Genomic DNA, 23173 nt, shown 5'->3' on the forward strand with positions numbered 1-23173 from the left:
CTACATTTTGGCGTGGTTTAGGTATTTGTCTTACTGAGTGTAAAGCAAGAACGCGTTTTGAAATTGGTTTTGTTTTAATTTTTTTAATACGTCTTGTGCATGCTGGGCATCTTTAATCGGGCCCAAATGCAAACGATATATGTTGTCTGCTTTTACTATATTAGTAGGTACTTGATACTGCAGGCGTAATGTAGAAGCTAATGCTTCAATATTGCTAAGCGTACTACCCGCAGCTACCTGTATATATGTTTTACGTGCAGGAATGCTGTCGAGCGTAATCGCCTCTAGCTTAACCTTGGCTGTACCGTGAGTGTAATAGCCTAATTTATAAGCAGCAGCATACGAAAGATCTATTATTCTGTCATCATGAAACGGCCCACGGTCGTTTACACGTACAATTACCGATTTATTGTTGGCAGTATTAGTAACGCGTACAAAGCTTGGCAGGGGTAAGGTTTTATGGGCCGCGCTCATGGCAAACATATCGTAAATTTCACCGTTTGAGGTATGGTAGCCATGAAACTTACGGCCGTACCACGAAGCGATCCCTTCTTCTGTATACCCTTTTTCATCAAGCATTGGCGTATAACGCTTGCCTAATACCTCGTAGGGACGACTTGCACTGGCACTTTTTTTAACATCCACCACAACGGCATCTTGCATTTCAAGTGCGGTTGGCGCGCGTAAAGGTGCGGCATCGTGCTCCATATGATAACGACTATTAGAGCCGCTACTACATGCGCTTAACATAAATATTAAGGCTGAAATAAATAACAGCTGGGTAGGCTTATTCATTATTTTAAAAGCATCCTTTTATCTGTTGCAATTGACATAATAATGCCAAATCCGGCCATTAACGTCACCATAGAGGTGCCGCCATAACTAATAAGGGGTAAAGGTACACCTACAACAGGCAACAAGCCCGATACCATGCCTATATTTACAAAAATATAAACAAAAAAGGTGAGGGTAAGGGCGCCGGCCAATAATTTACCAAACGCATCTTGCGCGTTTACCGCAATGTATAAACCACGGCCGATAATAAATAAGTACAGGCTTAATAAAACACACACACCAAATAAGCCAAACTCCTCACTTAATACCGAAAATATAAAGTCGGTATGGCGCTCTGGTAAAAATTCGAGTTGTGATTGCGTGCCTTGCAACCAGCCTTTACCTTCTATACCACCAGAACCGATGGCTATTTTGGATTGAATAATATGATACCCCGAGCCAAGCGGATCGCTCTCTGGGTCTAAAAACGTTAATACGCGCTGCTTTTGGTAGTCGTGCATACCGTAGTGCCAAAATGGCCATGCAGCCAGTGCGACAACCGAGCTTAAAAAGCCAATTAAACGCCAGCTTAAACCGGATAAAAACAACACAAATATTCCTGAGCTGGCAATCAAAATTGAGGTGCCTAAATCGGGCTGTTCTTTAATTAATAAGGTAGGCAGCATCACGATGACAAAGCCAATAATTAGGTGTAATGGACGTGGCGGAAGTTGGTTACGGCCAATATACCAAGCCACCATCATAGGGACCGCTAGCTTCATAAGTTCTGAGGGCTGAAAGCGAGTAATGCCTAAATTTAACCAGCGCTGAGCGCCTTTTGAGCTCACGCCAAATAGCAATACGCCCACCAACATGAGTAACCCAACACAGTAAAGGGGGATCACTAAGCGTTTAAGAGTCGCGGGGGAGAACTGTGCAAGCACTATCATGCCTATAATAGCGCCGCCCATACGGGTGATATGGCGGATCATCATGGCCGAGTCTTGGCCGCTTGCGCTATATACTATGGTGATACTGCCTGCCATCATAAGTAATAAGGCAATTAGTAACGGTAAGTCTAAATGCATGCGCATCCATATCGAGCGCTGGGTGTTTAATACGGTCATTGCGCTGTATTCCTAGCAACTTCTATTGGGTTTGCTGCAAAATAGTAATCCATTAGCTCACGTGCAATAGGGGCACCCACAGAGCTGCCACCACCGGTGTTTTCTACCACAATTGAAACCACAATTTTAGGGTCGTCATACGGAGCAAAACCAATATAAATCGCGTTATCGCGTTGGCGCTCCTTAAGTGATTTTGCATCGTAACGCTCACCTTGGGCAATACTCACTACTTGCGCTGTGCCTGTTTTACCCGCAGGGTCATAATTAGCGCCTTTAAAAGCACGGTGTGCCGTTCCTGTTACTTTTTTTACGGTATTGTGCATGGCATCGAGCGCGATACGCCAGTTATCAGGGTTATTAAGTACCACTGGCGGTTTTTCTTCGTTATTAATTTGCGTCACTTGGTCTTCTTTTTTAGCCACTTGTGCTAAATGCGGCGGGTGGTTTATGCCTTTATTAACCAATATGTTAGTCGCGTTAGCAATTTGAATAGGGGTGGCAGTCCAATACCCTTGGCCAATCCCCACTGAAATAGTATCGCCACGCCACCACGACTCTTTAAAGCGGCCTTCTTTCCACTCTTTTGAGGGCAGTATGGCTGTGGTTTCTTCGTGTATGTCTATTCCCGATAAGTCACCAAAGCCAAAGCGGGCCATAAAATTACTAATTTTTGTTATGCCTAAGCGGTATGCCGCATCGTAAAAGTAAGTATCGCACGACTCTTCAATCGCTTTGTAAACATCTACGTGGCCGTGGCCCCAACGTTTCCAATCGCGCCATTTATGTTCAACATTCGGTATTTGAAAAAAACCAGGGTCCCACACCGAGGTGCTTTCACTGACAATGTTTTCTTCAAGTGCCAGTATAGCCATATGCGGTTTTACTGTGGAAGCTGGCGCATAGCGCCCTTGAGTGGCACGGTTAATTAGAGGGCGGTCGGGGTTTAGCAGTGCTTTATAATCTTTACTGCTAATACCATGGACAAATAAATTAGGGTCGTAACTTGGGTTTGAATAAAGTGCTAATACGCCGCCATCTTTGGCATCCATTACTACAACCGCGCCGCGCATATCTTTAAGCGCATGTTGGGCTATTTGTTGTAAACCGATATCTAAGGTAAGCACTAAATCACTGCCCGGCTGCGGGGGGGTCATACTTAATGTGCGAATAACACGGCCGCGGTTATTTACTTCAACGCGTTGAGAGCCGACTTGGCCATGCAAAAGCTGCTCGTAATATTTTTCTATGCCAAGCTTACCAATATCGTGCGTAGCGCGGTAATTTGTGGCTTGGTCTTCTTGTTCTAACTTATTAAGTTCTTTACGGTTTAGTTTGGCAACGTAGCCTAGTGCATGGGTTAGCGTATCGCCATATGGGTAAAAGCGTGCTAGGCGCGCCTCAATGCTAAAGCCCGGAAATTTATGCTGATTAACCGCAAATTTGGCCACTTCGGTTTCATCTAAGCGGGCTTTTAGTACTTGCGACTTAAAACGACGCGTATGCTTTATGTCATCAATAAAGTCTTTTTTTTGCTGCTCGGTAATCGTAATTATTTTGCTAACTTGCTCAAGCGATTTAGCTAAATCATCGACCTCTTCAGGAATAACCTCGAGGTTATAAACGGGTTTGTTTTCAGCAAGCAGTACACCGTTGCGGTCGTAAATGAGGCCACGGTTTGGCGCAATAGGAATGACTTTAATACGGTTATCGTTAGAGCGGGTTTGATAGTCGGTGTGTTCTTCTACCTGAATGGTATAAAGATTAGAAAGCAAAATTGCCACTAAGCCCAAAACAAAAATAAAACCCACAAATGCGCGCCGTGCAAATAAGTTTGCCTCAGCGGAATGGTCGCGTATTGTGGGTCTTTGCTTAATCATAACAAGGCGTTACTCGCGATGATAAGGATGGTTGTTATTTAAGCTCCAGCCTCTGTATAGGCTTTCGGCAACAATAATACGCACCAAAGGGTGCGGTAACGTTAAGTTAGATAACGACCATTTTTGCTCAGAGGCGGCAATGCACTCAGGGGCTAACCCTTCAGGGCCGCCAATAAGCAAACTAACGTCTCGGCCATCGAGCTGCCACTTTTCCATATTTTTAGCAAGCTGGTGAGTATCAAGTGGTTTACCTGTTACTTCAAGGGTAACAATGCGATTGCCTTTTGGAATAGCGGCTAAGGTTTTTTCACCTTCGGTGTGTAAAATGCGTTTAATATCGGCATTTTTACCGCGTTTACCGGCCGGAATTTCTATTAACTCAAGCGCCATATCTTTAGGAAAACGGCGTTGGTACTCTGCAAATCCGGTTTCTACCCACGCTGGCATTTTTGTGCCAACGGCAATCATTTGTATTTTCACGTAATACTTCCAAGCTCAATTAAAAAATAGTGGCGCTTAGCCCCACAGTTTTTCTAGATCGTAATAGCTACGTGCGTGATCTTGCATCACGTGTACAACTACATCACCTAAATCTACCAGTACCCATTCGCCTTCGTCTTGACCTTCGTAACCTAAAGGTTCTTCGCCAGCGTGGCGAGCTTCTTTTGCTACGTTATCGGCAATTGATTGCACATGACGCTTAGAAGTACCCGAACACACAACCATGTAATCGGTAATGTCTGAGCTGTCACGTACGTCTAGTTGTACCACGTCGCGTGCTTTCATATCGTCAATTTTGTCTAGTGCAAAGGCAAGTAGTTGTTTCGAATCCAAGGTATTGTCTCAATTTTAATTTTAATAGCGTGCATTTTAACATGCTAGGGGGTTTTAATCATCACTTTGATAAAGCTGGTGTTGCTTAATGTAGTGACTGACAGGTTCGGGTAATAGTTCATTATTTTTATTGGTTTTTTTTAATTGCTCTCGAATAGTGCTTGAGGCAGCATCAAGGGTTTCACCAGGTAAAAAATAAAGCTTACCAAAGTTGTGTGTGGCAAGTTGCTGTAGCGCTTCAGTGTGGGCATTACTAATATAGCTGTTAAGCGCCTTATTTGGGTTACATGTTTGCCCCGGGCGATGATAAACCACTATATGGCATAGCTGTGTAATTGCTTGCCATTCATACCATTTGTTGAGGTTATTAAACGAGTCCATGCCCATTAAAAAAAGAATTGGCGTATCTGGGTGCTCAGCTCTTAGCTCTTGTAAACTCAACAATGAGTAAGAAGGCCCAGTACGATTAAGCTCTCTTAAATCAAGTGCAAAATGAGGGTAAGGGGCAATAGCGGCATTGAGCATATTAATACGGTGCGCTGTACTTATACCTGGCGCAGCTTTGTGCGCGGGAAGTGCACAGGGCATAAAGTACAACGTGGATAAGTTAAATGTATTTACACACTGTGAGGCCATATTTAGGTGGCCTAAATGCACGGGGTCGAAGGTGCCGCCAAAAATTGCAATCATGTTAAAAATCTTTAGTTAAGTGCGTGGCAAGGCATTGGAATATCAAGCGGCTGGCAAAACTTAATGCAAATATGGGCAAGCGCTTGGTAAGGCGCAATTAAATTACCTTGTTTGTAGCTTGAATCAAACAGTGCAAGCTCACTGCTTATTTGCTCAAGGGTATTAATATTTAAGCGGTTAATTGCATTTTGCACTGGGCCTTGCTGGTTTTTCCAAATACCATTTTTTTTAAATAACTGTGCGATAGGCTCGCCATTTAAAAGCCCTTGCTGAATAGTGAGCAAACTGGTGAGTTCTTTATTTATAGCCCATAAAATACTCACCACTTCGGTGTTATCGCTGGCCAGTTTATTAAGTACCTTAATTGCTTGCTTGGCGTGGCCATTTAATAGGGCATCACTTAAATCAAAAATATCAAACTTGGCTTGATTTAATAGCCCTTGCATCACAAGTTGCTGGGTTATTAAGGCATTACCATGCAGTAGCGAGAGCTTTTCGAGCTCCTGAAAACACGCTAACAAATTGCCTTCGGTAGCGTTAATTAAGCTCAGTTTTGCTTCGTTTTGCATATTTAGAGAAAGGCGCGCTACTTGTTCATCTAACCAGCGTTTTAAATGATTCCCTGCAAGCGGGTAGCACGGTACAAATACACCGTGTTTATCGAGCGCTTTAAACCAGGCGCCACGTTGTACGTCTTGGCTGGCTTTAGCCCCTTTTACAATTAAAATGGTATCAGGGTTGATTAACTCGACTATTTTTTTAAAGGTATTACTACCTGGGGTGCCAGGTTTTTGTTGGTTTAAATCAAGCTCAATTATAGTGCGCGCACTAAACAAAGACATGCTTTGATATTGAGCTATAATTTCTTGCCAATCAAACCCTTGCATTAGGGTAAATTTAATTACCTCATCAAAGCCTTGGGCTTTTGCCGTGTCGCGTATTTGCTGCACACATTGCGCTTCTTGAAACGGTTCTTCACCAAACACTAAATAAAAGGGTTTTAAACCTTTATTTAATTCACTCGGTAACTGATTAGCATAACAGCGCATTATAGTTGCGACAGCTCTCTAACAATACGACTACTGGCTTGCTTACGAATTTCGCTAATAAGCAGCTCAAGCTCTTTTGCTTTTGCAAGTGCGTGATCGGGGTCGTCTTGATAGTTACGATAAAGCTCAAAGCGTTTTTCTATGGCTTTTTCGCCTGGGCGTTTAACAACATAGCTAACCCCGTAGGCAAGCTCGTATTCAGCCACCTGACCATTTTGAAACAACGATAAGGTTTGGCGCTCAATGCTTTCTTTGCGTAAGTAAAGCTGGGCAACATTTTTAGCCGAAGGCGTCAGTTCTACGTTACTGGCTTTAAGCTCTTTTTTAAGGTTTAAAAATAACGATGATTTTTCATCATCACCTTTAAGCGTAAGCGTTTTAAGGTTATCAGGCAGGCTAGAGGCTTTCTTTAAATGAAAGCCACAGCCAGATAACACAAAACACATTAGCACTAAGGCTAATGTGTTTTTAAGGGTGTTAAAGCTAACCATTTAGTTAGCTACCACGTTAAGTAGTTTACCCGGTACGTAAATAATTTTACGAATGGTTGCGCCATCAGTAAATTTAGTTACGTTAGACTCTGCAAACGCAAGTGCTTCTACCTGCTCTTGTGTTGCATCGGCGGCTACGGTTAGCTTAGCGCGTAGTTTGCCGTTTACTTGTACGATGATTAATTTTTCATCTTCAACAAGGGCAGACTCGTCAACTTTAGGCCATGCTGCATCTAAAATGTCACCCTCTTTACCAAGCTCTTGCCATAACTGGTGCGATAAATGCGGTGTAATTGGCGCAAGCATAATAAGTAGGGCTTCTAATGCTTCGTTAGCAATAGCAACATCTTGTGTATCGTTTAATGGTGCTTTTAATAACTTATTAGAGAGCTCCATAATGGCAGCAATTGCAGTGTTAAACGTTTGACGACGTTCAATATCATCGCTCACTTTTGCAATGGCTTTGTGTAGCTCACGACGCAGTACTTTTTGTGGGTTACTAAGCGCTGATTTATCAAGTGCTTGGTAGCCAACTGTTTTTACATCTACTGCGTATTTCCAAATACGTTTTAAGAAGCGGTGCGCGCCTTCTACGCCTGAGTCTGACCATTCAAGCGTTTGCTCTGGTGGTGCGGTAAACATCATAAATAAACGCACAGTATCTGCACCGTATTGGGCAATTACTTCTTGTGGGTCTATACCGTTGTTTTTAGACTTAGACATTTTACTCATGCCCGATGAGAACACAGGTTGACCATCTTCTTTGTGCCATGCTTTAGTTACGCGGCCTTTTTCGTCAGTTTCGGTATTTACATCGCTTGGCGAAATCCATACGTCACCGCCTTTTTCATCTTTACGGTAGAACGTTTCGGCAAGTACCATGCCCTGACAAAGTAAGCGATCGAATGGCTCGTCTGAATTTACTAAGCCAAAATCACGTAATAACTTATGGAAAAAACGCGAATACAATAAGTGTAAAATAGCGTGCTCAATACCACCTATGTATTGGTTTACTGGTAACCAATAGTTAGCTGCTGCTGGGTCTAGCATGCCTTCGTCGTGACGCGGGCTACAGTAACGTGCGTAGTACCAAGACGACTCCATAAAGGTGTCAAAGGTATCTGTTTCGTGTGTTGCTGGTACGCCGTTTACCGTTGCTTTTGCCCATTCTGGGTCTGCTTTGATTGGCGAAGTAACGCCATTCATAACTACATCTTCTGGTAAACGTACTGGCAGCATTTCTTCGGTGGCGGCTAATTCGTTACCGTTTTCGTCGCTCAGCATTGGGATTGGTGAACCCCAGTAACGCTGGCGGCTAACACCCCAATCACGTAAGCGGAAGTTAACTTTACGCTCACCCACACCCAGTGCTTCTAGTTTGTCGGCAATAGCGTTAAATGCGCCTTCAAAATCAAGGCCATCAAATTCGCCAGAATTAACTAACACGCCTTTTTCAGTGAATGCTTCTTCTTTTAAATTTACTTTAAGCTCTGAGCCTTCAACTGGTGCAATTACTTGTTTTATGTCTAGGCCGTATGCTGTGGCAAATTCATAGTCACGTTGGTCGTGAGCAGGTACTGCCATCACCGCGCCTGAGCCGTAATGCATTAATACAAAGTTAGCAACCCAAATTGGAACTTGCTCGCCCGTTAATGGGTGAGTCGCGTAAAAGCCTGTTGCAATGCCTTTTTTCTCCATCGTGGCCATGTCTGCTTCGGCAACTTTGGTGTTTTTGCATTCTTCAACAAACATTGCAATTGCATCGCTGTTTTTAGCGGCTTCTTGCGCAATAGGGTGGCCACCGGCAACGGCTAGGTAAGTTACACCCATAAATGTATCTGGACGTGTAGTGTATACGCTAAATTTTTCGTTGTTGTCGGTACGCGTAAACTCAATGTCTAACCCTTCAGAGCGACCAATCCAGTTACGCTGCATGGTTTTAACTTGCTCAGGCCAGTCTTCTAACTTGTCTAAGTCATCTAAAAGCTCTTGTGCGTAGTCAGTAATTTTAATAAACCACTGTGGAATTTCTTTTTGCTCAACCACTGCACCAGAGCGCCATCCGCGGCCATCTATAACTTGTTCGTTGGCAAGTACAGTTTGATCAACTGGATCCCAGTTAACCGTTGACATTTTTTTGTACACTAAGCCTTTTTCGTACAGCTTAGTGAAAAACCATTGTTCCCATTTGTAGTATTCTGGGTGACACGTGGCTATTTCACGATCCCAGTCGTAACCAAAGCCTAATTGCTTAAGTTGGTTACGCATGTAATCAATGTTTTCGTATGTCCACTTAGCTGGCGCTGTTTTGTTTTTGATAGCAGCGTTTTCTGCAGGTAAACCAAACGCATCCCAACCCATTGGTTGCATTACGTTTTTGCCTTGCAGGCGCTGGAAACGAGAAACAACATCACCAATGGTGTAATTACGCACATGACCCATATGCAGTCGGCCACTTGGATACGGGAACATAGAAAGGCAGTAATACTTTTCTTTGCTCTCATCTTCGGTGACTTTAAATACCTGGTTTTCTTCCCAGTAACTTTGGACTTTTGACTCTATGTCTTGCGGGTTATATTGCTCTTGCATCTATGATTCCAGACTTCTTGCAAACTAATAAAAAATTGCCGATAGGATACCCCAAATAAAAGCCTAATCACAGCGTATAAGCACGGTTTTGTTAAAATCTCACTTTCAGTGCAGGTTAACCTATACTTATCTATGTTAAAGGCCAACACGCCCTTGATTTTGATGGAGTATAAAATGGCAGATTATAAAACATGGCTTAGCGATTTAACTAATTGGTTAAAAGATGTAAAAGATCACGAAGTAAAAGATGCAATGACCCGATTTGTTGAATCTGAGCAAGCACTTAAAGACCTAGGCAAAGAAAAATACGGACTCTATAAGAGTTATTTGCAGCGCGACATAGAACACGTTCAAGAAAACGAATCGCACTATAATTCGCTTGCATGGCAAGAGCTTAAAGAGTCGTTATGGTATGAGCTTTCACACATAGAGGACAAAACCCAGCTTGAATGGCAGTCCCTTAGCCAAGATTTTAAGCACAATGGGATGTATCACGCAGGCGAATGGATAGCCATGGGCACATTAGTATGTAAGAATTGCACCCATAGTTTTGATATTTATCACGCTACACAAATTACACCGTGCATTGAATGTGATGGTATTTATTTTAGCCGTAAGGCATTACAACCCTAAATATATGTATTAAGTGGCTTGTAGGCCACTTAATACGCCCAAAGCCAGCGAGTATGTTGGTACAAAAAGAAGTTAGAATGACGAAAAAACTGCTGCCATTATCTGTTTCACAGCTCGCACCGAGCATTTCTACTAATCACGTTAGCACGTGTATGAGCAATCCATACCCAGAGCAACTTACCTTTATAGGCCAACAACGCGCCCAAAGTGCGCTCGACTTTTCACTTGGGATGGAGCTGCCTGGCTACAATGTTTATGTAATGGGTGAGGCCGCGCATGGCCGATTTACACTCGTAAAAGACAAACTTAAACAGCACGCAAAAGATCGCCCCACACCTAATGAGTGGTTGTATGTTAATAATTACGACGACCACCGCGAGCCAATTGCGCTATTTATGCAAGCAGGGCAAAGCAAGCAATTAAGTGACGACATAGACTCATTTTTAGATGAAGTACTCGACACCTTTCCGGCAGCGTTTGATAATCCTGCTTATCAACGCAAAAAAAAGACAATCGAGAGCGAATTTAACGACGCTTACGACAGCGCTATTACCGCAGTAGAAGAAATGGCGCTTGAGCAAAGCGTAGCGCTAATAGAAGAGAAAAACGCCGTAGGTTTTGCGCCTTTAGTTGAAGGCAGACAGTTAAGCGATAACGAATTTGCCGCCCTAGATGAAGAGCTTCGTGATGAGTTTTTTGAAAAAATAGAAAAACTAGAAGATGCCTTAATTGAAGCGCTGATTGAGCTGCCTCGCTGGAAACGCGAATCAAAAGAAAAACAGCGTAATCTAAAAAAGGCCACAGCCGAGCAAGCTACAAAGCCATTATTAAAAGACTTAGAGCATAAATACGCTGCCCATATTGGAGTGCTGCGCTACTTAAAAGATATTCGCGTAGAAATAATTGATGCAGTACTTGAGTGGCTAGACGATGAAGATGAAAGCGAAGAAAGCAAAGAAGACTTTGACCGTAAAGGCATGCTTACAGACTTTTTTGCGCCTAATATTTTAGTTGAATTTAAAGAAGACGATGCCGCACCTGTGGTGTATGAGCCAAACCCAACCTTTGGCAATATATTTGGCAAAATTGAGTATTCAACATCGCAAGGCTCACTTATAACTAGTTATCGCTCTATACAGCCTGGTGCATTGCACCGTGCAAATGGCGGTTACTTAATTATGGATGCCGAAAAAGTAATGGCCAACCCGCAAGTGTGGGATGGTTTAAAGCTTTCGCTTAAAACGCACCAAATTAAAAACGACCTACCGTATCAAGACAGCTCTGTAGGCAGCAGTTTTACGCTGCGCCCGCAATTAATTCCTCTTGATGTAAAAATTATTTTATTAGGCTCGCGCGATTTGTATTACACCATAGGTGAGTACGATGAAGAGTTTGCAGAGCTGTTTAGAGTACTTGCGGACTTTGATTACTATTTACCAAGTAGCGATAAGCTTCAGTACCAATTTATTACTAAAGTGAGTGAGTACTGCCAGCAAACGTTAAAGTGCACTACCACAGAGGCCGCCATGGTGCGGTTACTTAAATTTAGCTACCGCCAAGCAGAGCACCATAATAAATTATCGGCGCGCTTTGCCGATGTGCTTGAACTGGTGGCTGAGGCCAGCTTTTACGCCAAGCAAGATAAGCAAACACTGATTGATGCGCATCATATTGATGAAGCCATTGAAGGTAAGCAGTACCGCACCGGCCAAATAAGCGAAAACATGCTAAGCGATATAAAAGAAGGCCACACGCTTATAGCCACACAAGGTCAAGCCATTGGTAAAGTAAACGGCTTAACAGTGCTGCACATTGGAGATACGTCGTTTGGTACACCCGCGCGTATTACCGCCACCGTATACGCCGGCGCCGATGGTGTAATAGATGTTGAGCGTGAAGCCGAGCTAGGTAAAGCAATTCACTCAAAAGGTGTAATGCTACTTACCGGTTATTTAGGCAACAAATATGCCCAGCACTTTAGCTTAACGCTAAGTGCTAACATAGCTATAGAGCAAAGTTACGGGTATATAGATGGCGATAGCGCCTCACTTGCTGAGTTATGTGCGCTTATATCGGCTATTACCAGTTTGCCTATTAGCCAGTCTATTGCCCTTACTGGCTCTATTAACCAACACGGTGATGTGCAAGCCATTGGCGGTGTAAACGAAAAAATAGAAGGCTTTTTTAAGCTGTGTAAAATGCGCGGCTTAACAGGCGAGCAAGGCGTTATTATTCCTAAATCTAACCAAGTTAACTTAGTACTTGATGATGAAATACTTGAAGCGGTTGAGCGCGGTAAATTTAATATTTACGCAGTAGAAACTGTAGACCAAGCACTTAACTTATTAATGGATATTGATGCCGGCGATATTATTGACGGCGAATACCCAGAGGATTCTGTTAACGGTATTGCTTTAGCACGCTTAAAAGATATAGCCGACATAGTTAATGGCGATAGCGAAGAAGATAAAGAAGCCGATGAAGATGAGGAAAAACACTAAATGATCAATATAATTTTAGCGGTAATCATCGCTATATTTTGTTTTTTAATTTTTCAAAATAGTAAAAAAGCAAAGCAACAAGCTGGCATTAACGCGCAAATTGAAGCCGACTACCTTGTCGCTAACGCAAAAGTAGAAGGCGTAATAGAAACCGCCTCAGGCTTACAGTATAAAGTGCTGCACAAAGGTGAAAGCGAAAATACACCTAACCCTACTAGTAAAGTAAACGTGCATTACCACGGCACGTTAATAGATGGCACCGTATTTGACAGCTCAGTAGAGCGTAAAACGCCAATAAGCTTTGGTTTAAATCAAGTTATTAAAGGCTGGACCGAAGGCTTACAACTTATGAGCCCAGGCGATAAATACATATTTTATGTACCGCACCAATTAGCCTACGGCGAAAAGCGAGTGGGCAGTATTCCACCTGCATCACTGCTTATTTTTGAAGTAGAGCTTTTGGCTATTGAGTCTTAATACACGCGATAAAAAGTGTTATTTACTTTATAAAAAACCCGTTCGCTAACGGGTTTTTATTGCTTGTCTTTCAGTTATTTAATATTAATACCAATTCGCTTAATTAAGTATTATTGCGGTTTGGTATAACTTTAATTATTTGGCCACTGTTGCCATAGAAAGCTTATTAAGTACCACAGCTATTTTATTAAGTACTTCTTCGCAGCCTTTTATATTGTGGCGTTCTTGCAAATAAGTGGGGCTGTTATAGGTTAGCCAAACCTGGCCATTGTTGTCTTGAGATATATGTACTTTTTGCGGTAAGTCTATCGCCATACTTTGCTGGCACTGCATTAACGGTGTGCCTACCTTTGGATTACCAAAAATAATCACTTCACTTGGGGCCAATTCCATATCAACATTTTGAGCGTTTTTTTGATGATCTACCCGCGCAAAAATGGTTATCCCTTTGTTACTGGCTATTTTTTCAAAACGGTTAGCCGTTTCTTGAACAGAATAATTACTTTGAAAACGTACTAAGCTGTCATTCGCACTCGCCACGGCCGTGGCCGAGAGTAAAATAACCCCTAAAAATAGTCGGTTTAACATGGTTTGCTCCTCTTAAAAAGGCTGATACCAATTCGCTTAATTAAGTGGTTTATTTTGATGCTAGAAAAACGTGTTGATAGCTAGGTAAAAAATTCGCTATTTAGTCGTTCTCGGCAATTGCTCTTGCATTGCTCTACCTTTTGCATCCATGCAGTCGTAAATAAGCATTTTTTAACGCAAGTAGCAACACGTTTAGCCCCACAAAATGATTAAGTATTAATGCGAATTGCTATTATAAAGCGTACGAAAAACACACACTATCTGAGTTCCTTATTTGGTTCAACACTGCGCAAAGGGAATATGTATAAAACGTGAGCATAAAAGTCTTTAAGTACCTATTTTAGTTGCGATTAATTCGAAAAATAAGGATGAATATGAAATTAATTGCATTGCATATAGTAATGATAGTCGTTATCATTCGCGGCGTTTTATACACATCTTTTCAGGATCAACATGTTTAACCAAAAATACTTGGCGCTTAGTATTGCTGCGTCTTTTTCTGCTTTTTCTAATGTGGCATTTGCCGAGCAAAATAACGAAATTGAAACAATAGAAGTAACAGGCCGTGCTCAGCAGTTTTACCTAGAAACCGAAAGTAAAATTGGGACTAAAACGGATTTAGATCTTATTAAATTACCGCAATCTGCGCAGGTATTAACCGAGCAGCTTATTATTGACCAAGCCGCGCGCGATATCACCGATTTATACCGCTCAATAGCCGGGGTAAGTGAGTACAGTTATTCGGGCGTTACTTTTCGTGGATTTAGAGATGATGCCAATGTATTTTACGATGGCGTACGCGGCGACCCGTACTCGGGCTTTGGTGTACCGCAATTATTTAATGTAGCGCGTGTAGAAGTATTAAAAGGCCCAGCCTCTGCGTTATATGGTGGCGGTGAGCCAGGCGGTATGATCAACTACGTGACTAAAAAGCCAAGTTATACGCAAACTAAAGAGCTAAAACTAACGCTTGGCAATTACAACACACATGGCGCCTCACTTGATATGACCGGCGGTTTAACCGACACCATGGCATACAGAGTAGGTGGTTATTACGAAGAGCAAGACAGCTTTCGTAATAATGCAGATTCAAAAAACAGTGAGTTTACCGCTGGTTTATTATTTGATTTAACCGATTCAACCACACTAACCACCACTGTTGATTACATTAAGCAAGACTTAGGCGGTAACCGTTTACGTGGTGTACCGGTAGATGACAACGGCAACTTTTTAGTTGACCCTAGTTACAACGCAAATGAAGCATTTGACTATCAAGACATGGAAGCGTTAGTGCTGCAAGCCGAGCTCAAGCATTACTTTAATGATGATTTTTCTGTAAGTAGCACACTGCGTTACATGGATAACGAACGCGACCAAGCCTACCATGAGTCGCAAAGCTGGGTAGATGTAAACGGCGATGGTGAAGCAAACATTGATGACGAAACCATTAAACGCGAATACCGAAAGCAATACCGCGCCAACGAAGAAACAAGCTTGACCACCGACTTTGTTTATAGCTTTGAGCAAGGCCAATTAGCACACCAAGTATTATTTGGTGGCGACTACCACATAGTCGATACCGAGTACGATTACTTACGCGCCCGTTATGAAGCGGACGGCGTGGCTAACTTAAACATATTTGACTTAAATTACGGCGAAACCGACCCAAGTACTTATAACCTTACCGACATGAACCGCGATGGTGTTGAAACCGACCGTTTTGGCGTTTACGTACAAGATGTTGTAAGCATTAACGAGCAATGGACCGTGATTGCCGGCCTGCGTTACGACTATTTTAAAGAGCTAAATAAAGAAACCGGTTACAGTTACTCAGATAACGATGTAACACCGCGCGTGGCCGTTACATACCAACCTGTTGAAAATACCTCGTTATACATAAACTACTCAGAAAGCTTTAACCCAGCATCATCGGGCGATCAAGAAGATGTAGAGGGCGAGGGCAACTTAACCCCAGAAACCGGTAAACAAACCGAAATTGGTATTAAAAACCAATGGCTAGATGGCAAAATTATGAGCACCTTTGCTATTTACCAAATTAATAAAGAAAACGTAGTAATGAGTAACCCAGACGACACGGGCGCGGGTGACGGCATTGCAGCACTTTTAAATATTGGTGAGGTAGAAAGCCGCGGATTTGAAACAACGCTGGTGGGCGATTTAACCGAGCACTGGACGCTAACCGCTAACTACGCCTACAACGATACACTAGTTGTTGAAGGTGTAACCGGCGATACTATTTCAAGCACCTACGGTGATGGCTCTCGCTTTGCTAATGCGCCGCGCCACCAAGCAGGTTTATGGTCGCGTTTTGCGCTTGATAGCATCGACTCGTCTATAGCATTTGGCGCAAATTACGTAAGCGAGCAAATAAGCCAAGATGGCCAAAAAGTTAAACCCTTTACTGTATTTGATATGAGCTGGACTACTCGCTTTGACGATGTGTTATTAAGCGTAAATATTAATAATATATTTGATAAAGAATACGCAGTAAGTGGCTTTAGTGAGCGTAACGGTCATTTCCCGGGCAGCCCACGAGAAATAGTAGGCCAAGTAACCTATAAATTTTAAAGCAATTTAAGCGCGAGCTTATCTCGCGCTTATTTTTTATCGCTATTAAAATTAGCGGCTTCTTGCGTTGTGTTAATAGCTGTAATAGGGAAGGGGATCACAATACCTTCTTGGTTATAGCGTTTATGTAGCGCTTTAATAAAAGCAGATTTAACCCAAAACCGATTAAAGTACTCTTTTGCGCGCAGCATTACGGTAAAATTAATGCTTGAGTTATCAAAGGTGTGATACACCACAAAGGTATTGTAATCATCAACCCCCCATTCATGGTCAATTAGTACTTGGCGCGCAACTTCTAGCGTTACTTGCTCTACAAATTCTAGGTCTGAGCTGTAGTGAACGCTTACATCAACAGGTACACTCAGTTCTTTTTCGGGGTAAAAGTAATTAATAATACGCGATTTAGAAAGCTGACTATTAGGAATAATAATCATATTATTTGGCAGCATTTTAACCCATGTAGAGCGCCAACCAATTTTCTCTACAAAGCCTTGCTCCTTAGACTCAAGCTCAATAAAATCCCCCACCCGTATGGGTTTATCTATAACAAGCTGCACGCCCGAAAAAAAGTTTTCAAGGGTGGGTTGCAGGGCAAGTGCCACCGCTAATGACGTAATACCTAACGAGGCAATTATAGGCGTAATAGAAATACCCAAGGTGCCTAACAGCACTAAAGCCCCGACCGATAAAACGCTTACCCTAATAATGCCTTTAATAATACTTTGCGAATTAAAAATCACCGCCGACTCTTTGCTGTAGTAATTAATGGTGCCCACAAAAAAGCGGTCAAAAAATAAAATAATAGCCACTAAGCCCAAAATAATATTAATGGTCGAAAACGAAATATAGCTCGCAACCGGCTCGCCTTGTATTAACAACCCTTGCTCTATAATGGTGAGTAGCACAATAATTGTGCAAAGGGTGAGCGGTTTAGAGATAGAGGCGATAAGTAAGCTATCGAATATAAATTTAGTATGAGAGGTCCACTTTTTAAGCCAGTACATTATAAAAAAACGGATACAAAACAAAGCTATAGTTATAGAAACTAAACAAATAGCAATAACAACCCAAGGTTGCTCTGTTAGGTTGTAAAAAGTAGTAGCAGACATTACTTACCTCTCTTTTATAAACTTAAAAGAGTAAGCAGCAAGTTATGTACCTATATGAATAGTTAGCCAAGGCAAGTAAGTTGAGGCTATTTAAATAGCGTTAAACTGGCAAGCTAATACCTGCCAGTTTTAATAAAGGACTAAGGCCGTATATCTTTCGTAGTTAAATTTATACTTTTTTAGCTATCCACATACCGCCAAGTACGGCTGCAAAAAATAACCAAAATTCCATTTTAAGTGAAGTAAGTTGCACAAGGCCCGGGCCTGGGCATATGCCGCTTAATCCCCAGCCCAAACCAAACAGTACAGAGCCAGTGATTAGCCGAGGGCTAATGTTTTTAACATCACTTAAAGTAAACGTTTCACCAAGCAGTGGTTTATCTTTTTTGGCAACCCAAAACCATGCCAGCATCATTATTCCCATAGCCACAGCCATTACAATAATTAAACTGCCATCCCATTGATTTTGAAAATTTAAAAAGTTAAGTACTTTGTCGGGGTTTGTCATACCACTAATGATAAGCCCTAAACCAAATATAAATCCTAAAATAACATGAATTACTGCTGTCATTTTTTTACCCTACTAGGTTTGCTGTAATTATAGCCACGGCCATAAATGTACATGTTGAAACCCACGAACGGGTAGAAAAACGCGACATGCCACATACGCCATGGCCACTTGTACAGCCATTAGCTAATGAGGTGCCCATACCGACAAGTAGCCCAGCTACAACTATAAGCACAGGCGATAAGCTCAGCTCACCTTCTAATAAAGACGGCGCAAATATACGCACCGCAATACCGGCTAATAATAGCCCTACAATAAAGTATAATTTCCAACGCGACTCAGCCGTTTGCTTATTAAAAACAGATTTAACAATGCCAGATATACCGGCTATTTTTCCGTATAAAACCAGTAATAGTGCGCACGCTATTCCTATTAAAGCACCCCCTATAGCTGCCGCTATTGGCGTAAACTCTGTAACCATTTTATATTCCCCAAACAACCGACACACCTAGGCCTGATTGCTCCATTTCAATTGATACTTGTTGGTTTGGCGCTAAGTAGTTAGCACCCGATACTTTTTTAGCTGGCGAGTAAAAAGCCATTGCATTTAATTGTACCGTGTTACTAATAGAATGGCTAAACCCCGTAGTAAAATGCCATTCTTGCACACCTGGCGCTAAAATATTAAGTAAAACGTTTGATGAAGGAATAGGTTGCTCTGTATACGAAATACCAAAGCGAATTTTTTGTTTTGCTGTACGCTGCCACTGATAGCCAAGTTTATAAATGGTCATATCGTCCCAACCAAAACCTGCGCCCGCATCGGCACCTAATGGAGCCGACATTAAATTATCAATCGGGTTAGCAATGCTGTTTACTTCACTGTAATTTATTTTTTGCCAATCAAATACAAGCTGGTTGTTTGGCGTAATTTTATAAGCTGCGCCAATTTGAAGCGAACTAGGTAAATCAAATCCACCTTGCTCTGCAAACAAACCTTTATAGCTATCAAACTCTTGCATAGATACTGATGAGCGGTAACTTGCTCCCCAGCTTAATGACGAGTTTATATCTTGGCTAATACCTAATTGAATACCTAAGCCTGTGCTGGTGTCGGTGCCATTATTGGTAAGGGCTTGGGGCGATTGAGAAAAAGGCGCAAAGTTTCCAAGGCCTGTAGCTTTAAACTGCTGCACTGCATAAATTGGCGATACACCAAGGCGTATTTGCTCGTTAAGTTTGTAGCTTATTGTTGGGCTAATAAACATTTGCTTTAAATCAACACCAGTAGTGCCAGCATAAAATGTGCCTTCAGGCTCTGAATCGGCGCTGTAGTCGGTGTTCATACCGCCATTACCATAAACTAATAAGCCAATACTTACTTTGTCATTAAGCTGGTGGCCAATAGCAAACTCAGGAATAGCAAATAAAGTGTTATCACTTTTTTGGGTTTTTGCTTGCAGGTAAAATGCGTCAGGGTAAAAGGTATCTACATCGGATGCTGAGTATTTTCGATCAGGCGAAAAAAGCTCCAAGCCCACAGATAATTGCGTGCCATTAGCTAAAAAGGTAGCAGGGTTATTAGCGCCAGACATTAACTCTTCAGATAGCGCAACACCCGCACCCGCCATGCCTTTGTGGGTCATGCCATAACCATGAGTAAAATACCCATTGGTAGCAAATGCGTTAAACGAACCTAAAGTGAGGGTTAGGGCCAAACCAGATACTAACTTATTTTTCATTTTGATAGACATACGTAGTGGGAAAACGCGGACAATAGCTAATTTTCTATATTCAAAAAAGGAATTTAAATCGATTCCTTATAGTAAAAAGGAATACTGAACGCGATTGGTAAGCCAATGTTTAGTGCAGTAATTATTAGATGGTTTAATGCTGCTGTTAAATCAATCACTTACCTAAAAAACACAAAGCGGTGAAAAGGGTTCACCGCTTTCAGGGCTAATTACATAGACTCAAGTGTTTTACCACGGGTTTCTGTAATGTATTTAGCCACAAAAAATATGCTAATAAGTGCCGATAAAGCATAAAAGCCGTACGCTCCGGCAAGGCCAATATTAGCCAGCATAATAGGGAAGGTCATGGTAATGGCAAAGTTAGCAATCCACTGTGCGCTTGCAGCAACAGCAAGCGCTGCACCACGAATACGGTTATTAAACATTTCGCCTAATAACACCCACACAACGGGGCCCCAACTTAATCCAAAAAACACCACAAATAAGTTAGCCATTATAAGCGCAAACGTACCCATGTTATCGCTAAGTGCAAGCTTGCCTGCTTCATCAAGGCCTGCACTGCCAAATATATAAGTAAGCGCGCTTAAGCTGATAAACATACCAATACTGCCTACTAATAGCAGCGGTTTACGGCCAATTTTGTCAACAAGGGCAATAGCAATAAAGGTCGATACAATATTAGTCGTACCCGCTAATACATTTATAAATAACGATTGCGACTCATCAAACCCAGCAGCTTGCCAAAGCTCAGAGCCGTAATAAAATACCACGTTAATACCTACAAATTGCTGAAACACACTCAGCGCAACACCCGCCCATACAATCGGGTGTACTTTTTTACTGCCATCAATAAATAAATCGCGAATACTTGGCTTTTTATCGCTACGTAAGGAGCTTTTAACATCGCTTATTTGCGCCGCAACGTTGTCGTTCGAAATTTTACTAAATACTGTTTTTGCATCGTCTACTTTACCTTGCGCCACTAAATAACGAGGCGACTCTGGAATAAACAACACCCCCACTAAAAACAGTATTGCAGGCACAAGCTCAGCCCAAAACATCCAGCGCCAAGCGGCTATATCAAGCATTAAAATATTTTGCGCACTACCAGCTGCATCAGCAATTAAATAGTTACTTAAAAACGCAGCAAATAAACCCAATACAATAGCGAGTTGCTGTAATGTAGCTAAACGACCACGAAGGGCAGGTGGTGCAACTTCTGCAATATAAGCCGGCGCCAATACCGATGCAGCACCAATACCTAAGCCACCAAATAAGCGGTAAAAAATAAACTCGGCCGAGCTTTCGCTAATGCCTGAGCCAAACGCGCTAATAGCAAAAATAATCGCGGTGATGATCATAATTGCACGCCGGCCAAACTTATCAGCCAGCGGCCCCGCAGCAAGTGCACCTAGGGCACAGCCAAGTAACACAGACGCTACGTTAAAGCCCGTAGCCACACTGCTTGAGTTAAACGCATTACCGAGTGCCGACACTGTGCCGTTAATAACACCCGAGTCAAAACCAAATAAAAAGCCACCAATAGCAGCCACTGCAGAGATAAAAATTACGTAAAAAAGAGAGCATGTGCCCAATGTGTGCGCCGAGCTATTACTGCTCGGCGAGAGAGGTGATGTCATAATTGTGTGTCCTGGTTTTTATTATTGTGTACTTTACTATATTGAGACGTGTGGTGCTGCGTATTTTAAACGAATTTTATCTGGGCTAACTCTTTCATAATCAATATTAAAATTATTGTTTAATACTTCTAGCAGTCCTTTAATATCGCCCGTTTTGAACATGCCAGCTACTTGTACTTTTTTGAGACGGTCATCCTCTGAAAGCTCGAAATCTATATTTGTATAGCGGCTGATTTCAGCCATGGCTTCAGCAAGTGATTCACCTCTAAATATTAAGCTACCTTTACGCCACGATAATCTAGCGGCTACATCCATAGGATCAACTTTTTCGGCCGCTTTAGCAATTTTGCCTTTGAAGCTTAAATCAAGTTTTTCTCCCTTTGACACCGAAGTTGAACTATTTGATAAATACTGACCTTGTTTATTAGTCCCTTGGGAAAGATTTGGTAACGGTTTGGTACTTTGCTCTGCAACAAGGACTTTGCCATCTGTCACAATCAGTTCTATTTGCTTTTGACCTACTTCTACATTAAATGCAGTACCAACAGCCTGAATAACTTTATCACCAGCGATAACACTTAAAGGGCGCATTTTATCGTGAGCTACGTCTATATGAATTTCGCCACGCAGTAAATTTATTACGCGAGCGTGTTGGGTATACCTCACTTGAACAAAGCTATTTGTGTTTAAGGTGATTTTACTTTTATCAGAAAGCAGTATGTCCTTACTTTCACCTACGTCGGTTTGAAAATTAAGCTGTTTAGCAACCACAGCTGATTGATTAACCGGGTAAAAAAATGAAAAGTTAAACGCTTCTTGAAAAAAGCTAAGTGCAACAGCTAATAAAATAGATGCAGCTGTTGCACCTAACCACACAGGGAGGCGTTTTTGTTTTACTGGTGTTTGTGGAAACAGATCTGACAAGCGGCTGAGGTCGTCCATTTTGTCCCACAGCTGTGCTACTTCAAGTAACACCTCTACATTTTTATAAGATTGTGACAACCATTGCTTTAACGCTTGTTCTTCGAGCTTAGACAGTCCACGATCAAGTTTAGCCAGCCACTCACTTGCTTTATCAAGGCGCGCATCGTCGCTAGTGTTTCGTTCGTTTATATGATGAACATTACTCATTCCTCCCTCCTGCATTTAGCTGCGAAGAAGTATTTGGTTGCCCATAAACACTTTTTGTAGATTGACGCATAAATTGCGTACAACGTTTCATGCCTGTTGCTATATGTTTTTCCACGGTACTTTCACTAAGGTTTAATTGAGCAGCAATTTCTCGCTGCGAATAACCATACACTTTTTTTAATACAAACACTTTACGGCACTGCACAGGTAAAAGCCGTATGGCTTCACAAAAATTAGAAAATTCACTATCGGTGAGTGCTTTTTCGTACATTTCGTCTTGCTGGTGTTCCGATAAGAGTTGCTCTAACGCTTCCATGTTGTCGATCCCATCGACTAGGCGTATATTGGCTTGCTTTTGGTAATCGAGCGCTAAATTTCGCGCCGTTTTATAAATAAAAGATTTTGGTGAGCTTATGTTTTCAGTGTTTTTAATCTGACAAATTCGCACATAAGTTTCTTGCACTATATCTTCAATTTCATGTGGCGGCACTATACGTGCAACTACATTTGAGAGACTTTTGCGCGAGGCCAAATAGACCTTATAAAAAAGTGTGTCTTTCGTCATTTAGTGTGTGTCTCGTGTGTGTGTTTACGGCAATTATTGTTATTGTTTTGCCAATACAAACTAAGACGAATGGTAAGAAAAAATCCGCCATTAAATTTAAAAAATAAATAAGTTTTTTTATTTTTAAATTTAATGTTCACTAACCGCAAAGGGCATAAAGCTTGTAATGTAAAGGCGAAGTGTACTACAGTTTTTGCCATTATAAATACCTTATTAAGTACTGGCTCTGTACTTTAGAAACTTTAAC

Annotated in this window: 21 protein-coding genes; 4 read left to right on the top strand and 17 right to left on the bottom strand. The window is 41.9% G+C overall.

All coding sequences use genetic code 11. From position 1 onward, the window contains the following. Positions 1-30 precede the first annotated feature (30 nt). From CWC04_RS02975 to leuS, 9 genes are read right to left on the bottom strand one after another with little or no spacing between them, the layout of a single operon-like run. Complete coding sequence (locus CWC04_RS02975; protein WP_054982217.1) at positions 31-795, bottom strand: septal ring lytic transglycosylase RlpA family protein; 765 nt, start codon at positions 793-795, stop codon at positions 31-33. After that, positions 795-1901, bottom strand: coding sequence for a rod shape-determining protein RodA (gene rodA, locus CWC04_RS02980; protein WP_004585916.1), 1107 nt, complete (start codon positions 1899-1901; stop codon positions 795-797). The genes CWC04_RS02975 and rodA overlap by 1 nt, the downstream gene beginning before the upstream one ends. Next, positions 1898-3778, bottom strand: a complete 1881-nt coding sequence (gene mrdA, locus CWC04_RS02985; RefSeq protein WP_138684563.1) for a penicillin-binding protein 2 — start codon at positions 3776-3778, stop codon at positions 1898-1900. Before mrdA ends, rodA begins: the two co-directional genes overlap by 4 nt. A gap of 9 nt (positions 3779-3787) precedes the next feature. Beyond that, a complete protein-coding gene (gene rlmH, locus CWC04_RS02990) occupies positions 3788-4258 on the bottom strand; it encodes a 23S rRNA (pseudouridine(1915)-N(3))-methyltransferase RlmH (protein WP_004585918.1) in 471 nt (156 codons plus the stop codon). A gap of 36 nt (positions 4259-4294) precedes the next feature. Next, complete coding sequence (gene rsfS / locus CWC04_RS02995) at positions 4295-4612, bottom strand: ribosome silencing factor (protein ID WP_024033760.1); 318 nt, start codon at positions 4610-4612, stop codon at positions 4295-4297. 54 nt (positions 4613-4666) lie between these two features. After that, a complete protein-coding gene (gene nadD, locus CWC04_RS03000) occupies positions 4667-5302 on the bottom strand; it encodes a nicotinate-nucleotide adenylyltransferase (protein ID WP_138684564.1) in 636 nt (211 codons plus the stop codon). Between the two features lie 11 nt (positions 5303-5313). After that, positions 5314-6351, bottom strand: coding sequence for a DNA polymerase III subunit delta (gene holA / locus CWC04_RS03005; RefSeq protein WP_004585921.1), 1038 nt, complete (start codon positions 6349-6351; stop codon positions 5314-5316). Next, positions 6351-6842: an LPS-assembly lipoprotein LptE gene (locus CWC04_RS03010; RefSeq protein WP_138684565.1), complete on the bottom strand. Its 492-nt coding sequence runs from the start codon at positions 6840-6842 to the stop codon at positions 6351-6353. The genes holA and CWC04_RS03010 overlap by 1 nt, the downstream gene beginning before the upstream one ends. Beyond that, complete coding sequence (gene leuS, locus CWC04_RS03015) at positions 6843-9431, bottom strand: leucine--tRNA ligase (protein ID WP_138684566.1); 2589 nt, start codon at positions 9429-9431, stop codon at positions 6843-6845. A 174-nt stretch (positions 9432-9605) separates the two neighbouring features. On the opposite strand from leuS, the gene CWC04_RS03020 reads away from it, so the two are divergent. The 3 genes from CWC04_RS03020 (at position 9606) to bamJ (ending at position 13042) form a co-directional block, all read left to right on the top strand. Continuing rightward, positions 9606-10064: a zinc ribbon-containing protein gene (locus CWC04_RS03020; protein WP_004585924.1), complete on the top strand. Its 459-nt coding sequence runs from the start codon at positions 9606-9608 to the stop codon at positions 10062-10064. Between the two features lie 77 nt (positions 10065-10141). Next, positions 10142-12565 carry a Lon protease family protein gene (locus tag CWC04_RS03025; protein WP_249326023.1) on the top strand — a complete coding sequence of 808 codons (2424 nt, stop codon included), beginning with the start codon at positions 10142-10144 and terminating at the stop codon, positions 12563-12565. Beyond that, entirely contained in the window at positions 12566-13042 is a 477-nt protein-coding gene (bamJ, locus tag CWC04_RS03030; protein ID WP_029772177.1) for a BamJ family beta-barrel-assembly machinery protein, read from the top strand. It begins immediately after the preceding gene. A 135-nt stretch (positions 13043-13177) separates the two neighbouring features. On the opposite strand, the gene CWC04_RS03035 is transcribed toward bamJ, so the two are convergent. Continuing rightward, complete coding sequence (locus CWC04_RS03035; RefSeq protein WP_138684568.1) at positions 13178-13630, bottom strand: DUF302 domain-containing protein; 453 nt, start codon at positions 13628-13630, stop codon at positions 13178-13180. A 453-nt stretch (positions 13631-14083) separates the two neighbouring features. Between CWC04_RS03035 and CWC04_RS03040 the strand changes: the two genes are divergently transcribed. Then, on the top strand, positions 14084-16219 hold the full coding sequence (locus tag CWC04_RS03040; RefSeq protein WP_138684569.1) for a TonB-dependent siderophore receptor: 2136 nt from the start codon (positions 14084-14086) through the stop codon (positions 16217-16219). Between the two features lie 29 nt (positions 16220-16248). Here CWC04_RS03040 and CWC04_RS03045 read toward each other — a convergent pair whose 3' ends face one another. The 7 genes from CWC04_RS03045 to CWC04_RS03075 all read right to left on the bottom strand — a co-directional run bounded on the left by CWC04_RS03045 (position 16249) and on the right by CWC04_RS03075 (position 22926). Beyond that, the gene (locus tag CWC04_RS03045; RefSeq protein ID WP_138684570.1) at positions 16249-17328 is read right to left on the bottom strand and encodes a mechanosensitive ion channel family protein; all 1080 of its coding nucleotides are present in this window, start codon (positions 17326-17328) and stop codon (positions 16249-16251) included. 169 nt (positions 17329-17497) lie between these two features. Beyond that, positions 17498-17899 carry a DUF6691 family protein gene (locus CWC04_RS03050; protein WP_029772173.1) on the bottom strand — a complete coding sequence of 134 codons (402 nt, stop codon included), beginning with the start codon at positions 17897-17899 and terminating at the stop codon, positions 17498-17500. Between the two features lie 4 nt (positions 17900-17903). Continuing rightward, positions 17904-18317, bottom strand: a complete 414-nt coding sequence (locus tag CWC04_RS03055; protein ID WP_054982225.1) for a YeeE/YedE family protein — start codon at positions 18315-18317, stop codon at positions 17904-17906. A gap of 1 nt (position 18318) precedes the next feature. Then, positions 18319-19578 (bottom strand): OmpP1/FadL family transporter, encoded by a 1260-nt coding sequence (locus CWC04_RS03060; RefSeq protein ID WP_024033748.1) that lies wholly within the window; start codon positions 19576-19578, stop codon positions 18319-18321. A 221-nt stretch (positions 19579-19799) separates the two neighbouring features. After that, complete coding sequence (locus CWC04_RS03065) at positions 19800-21230, bottom strand: sugar porter family MFS transporter (RefSeq protein ID WP_138684571.1); 1431 nt, start codon at positions 21228-21230, stop codon at positions 19800-19802. Between the two features lie 36 nt (positions 21231-21266). Beyond that, positions 21267-22361 carry a FecR family protein gene (locus CWC04_RS03070; RefSeq protein WP_004585932.1) on the bottom strand — a complete coding sequence of 365 codons (1095 nt, stop codon included), beginning with the start codon at positions 22359-22361 and terminating at the stop codon, positions 21267-21269. Then, positions 22354-22926, bottom strand: a complete 573-nt coding sequence (locus tag CWC04_RS03075; protein WP_004585933.1) for an RNA polymerase sigma factor — start codon at positions 22924-22926, stop codon at positions 22354-22356. The genes CWC04_RS03070 and CWC04_RS03075 overlap by 8 nt, the downstream gene beginning before the upstream one ends. Positions 22927-23173: the final 247 nt, after the last annotated feature.

Origin of the sequence: Pseudoalteromonas sp. S2893, from assembly GCF_005887105.1 — a bacterium.
Taxonomy (GTDB): domain Bacteria; phylum Pseudomonadota; class Gammaproteobacteria; order Enterobacterales; family Alteromonadaceae; genus Pseudoalteromonas; species Pseudoalteromonas atlantica.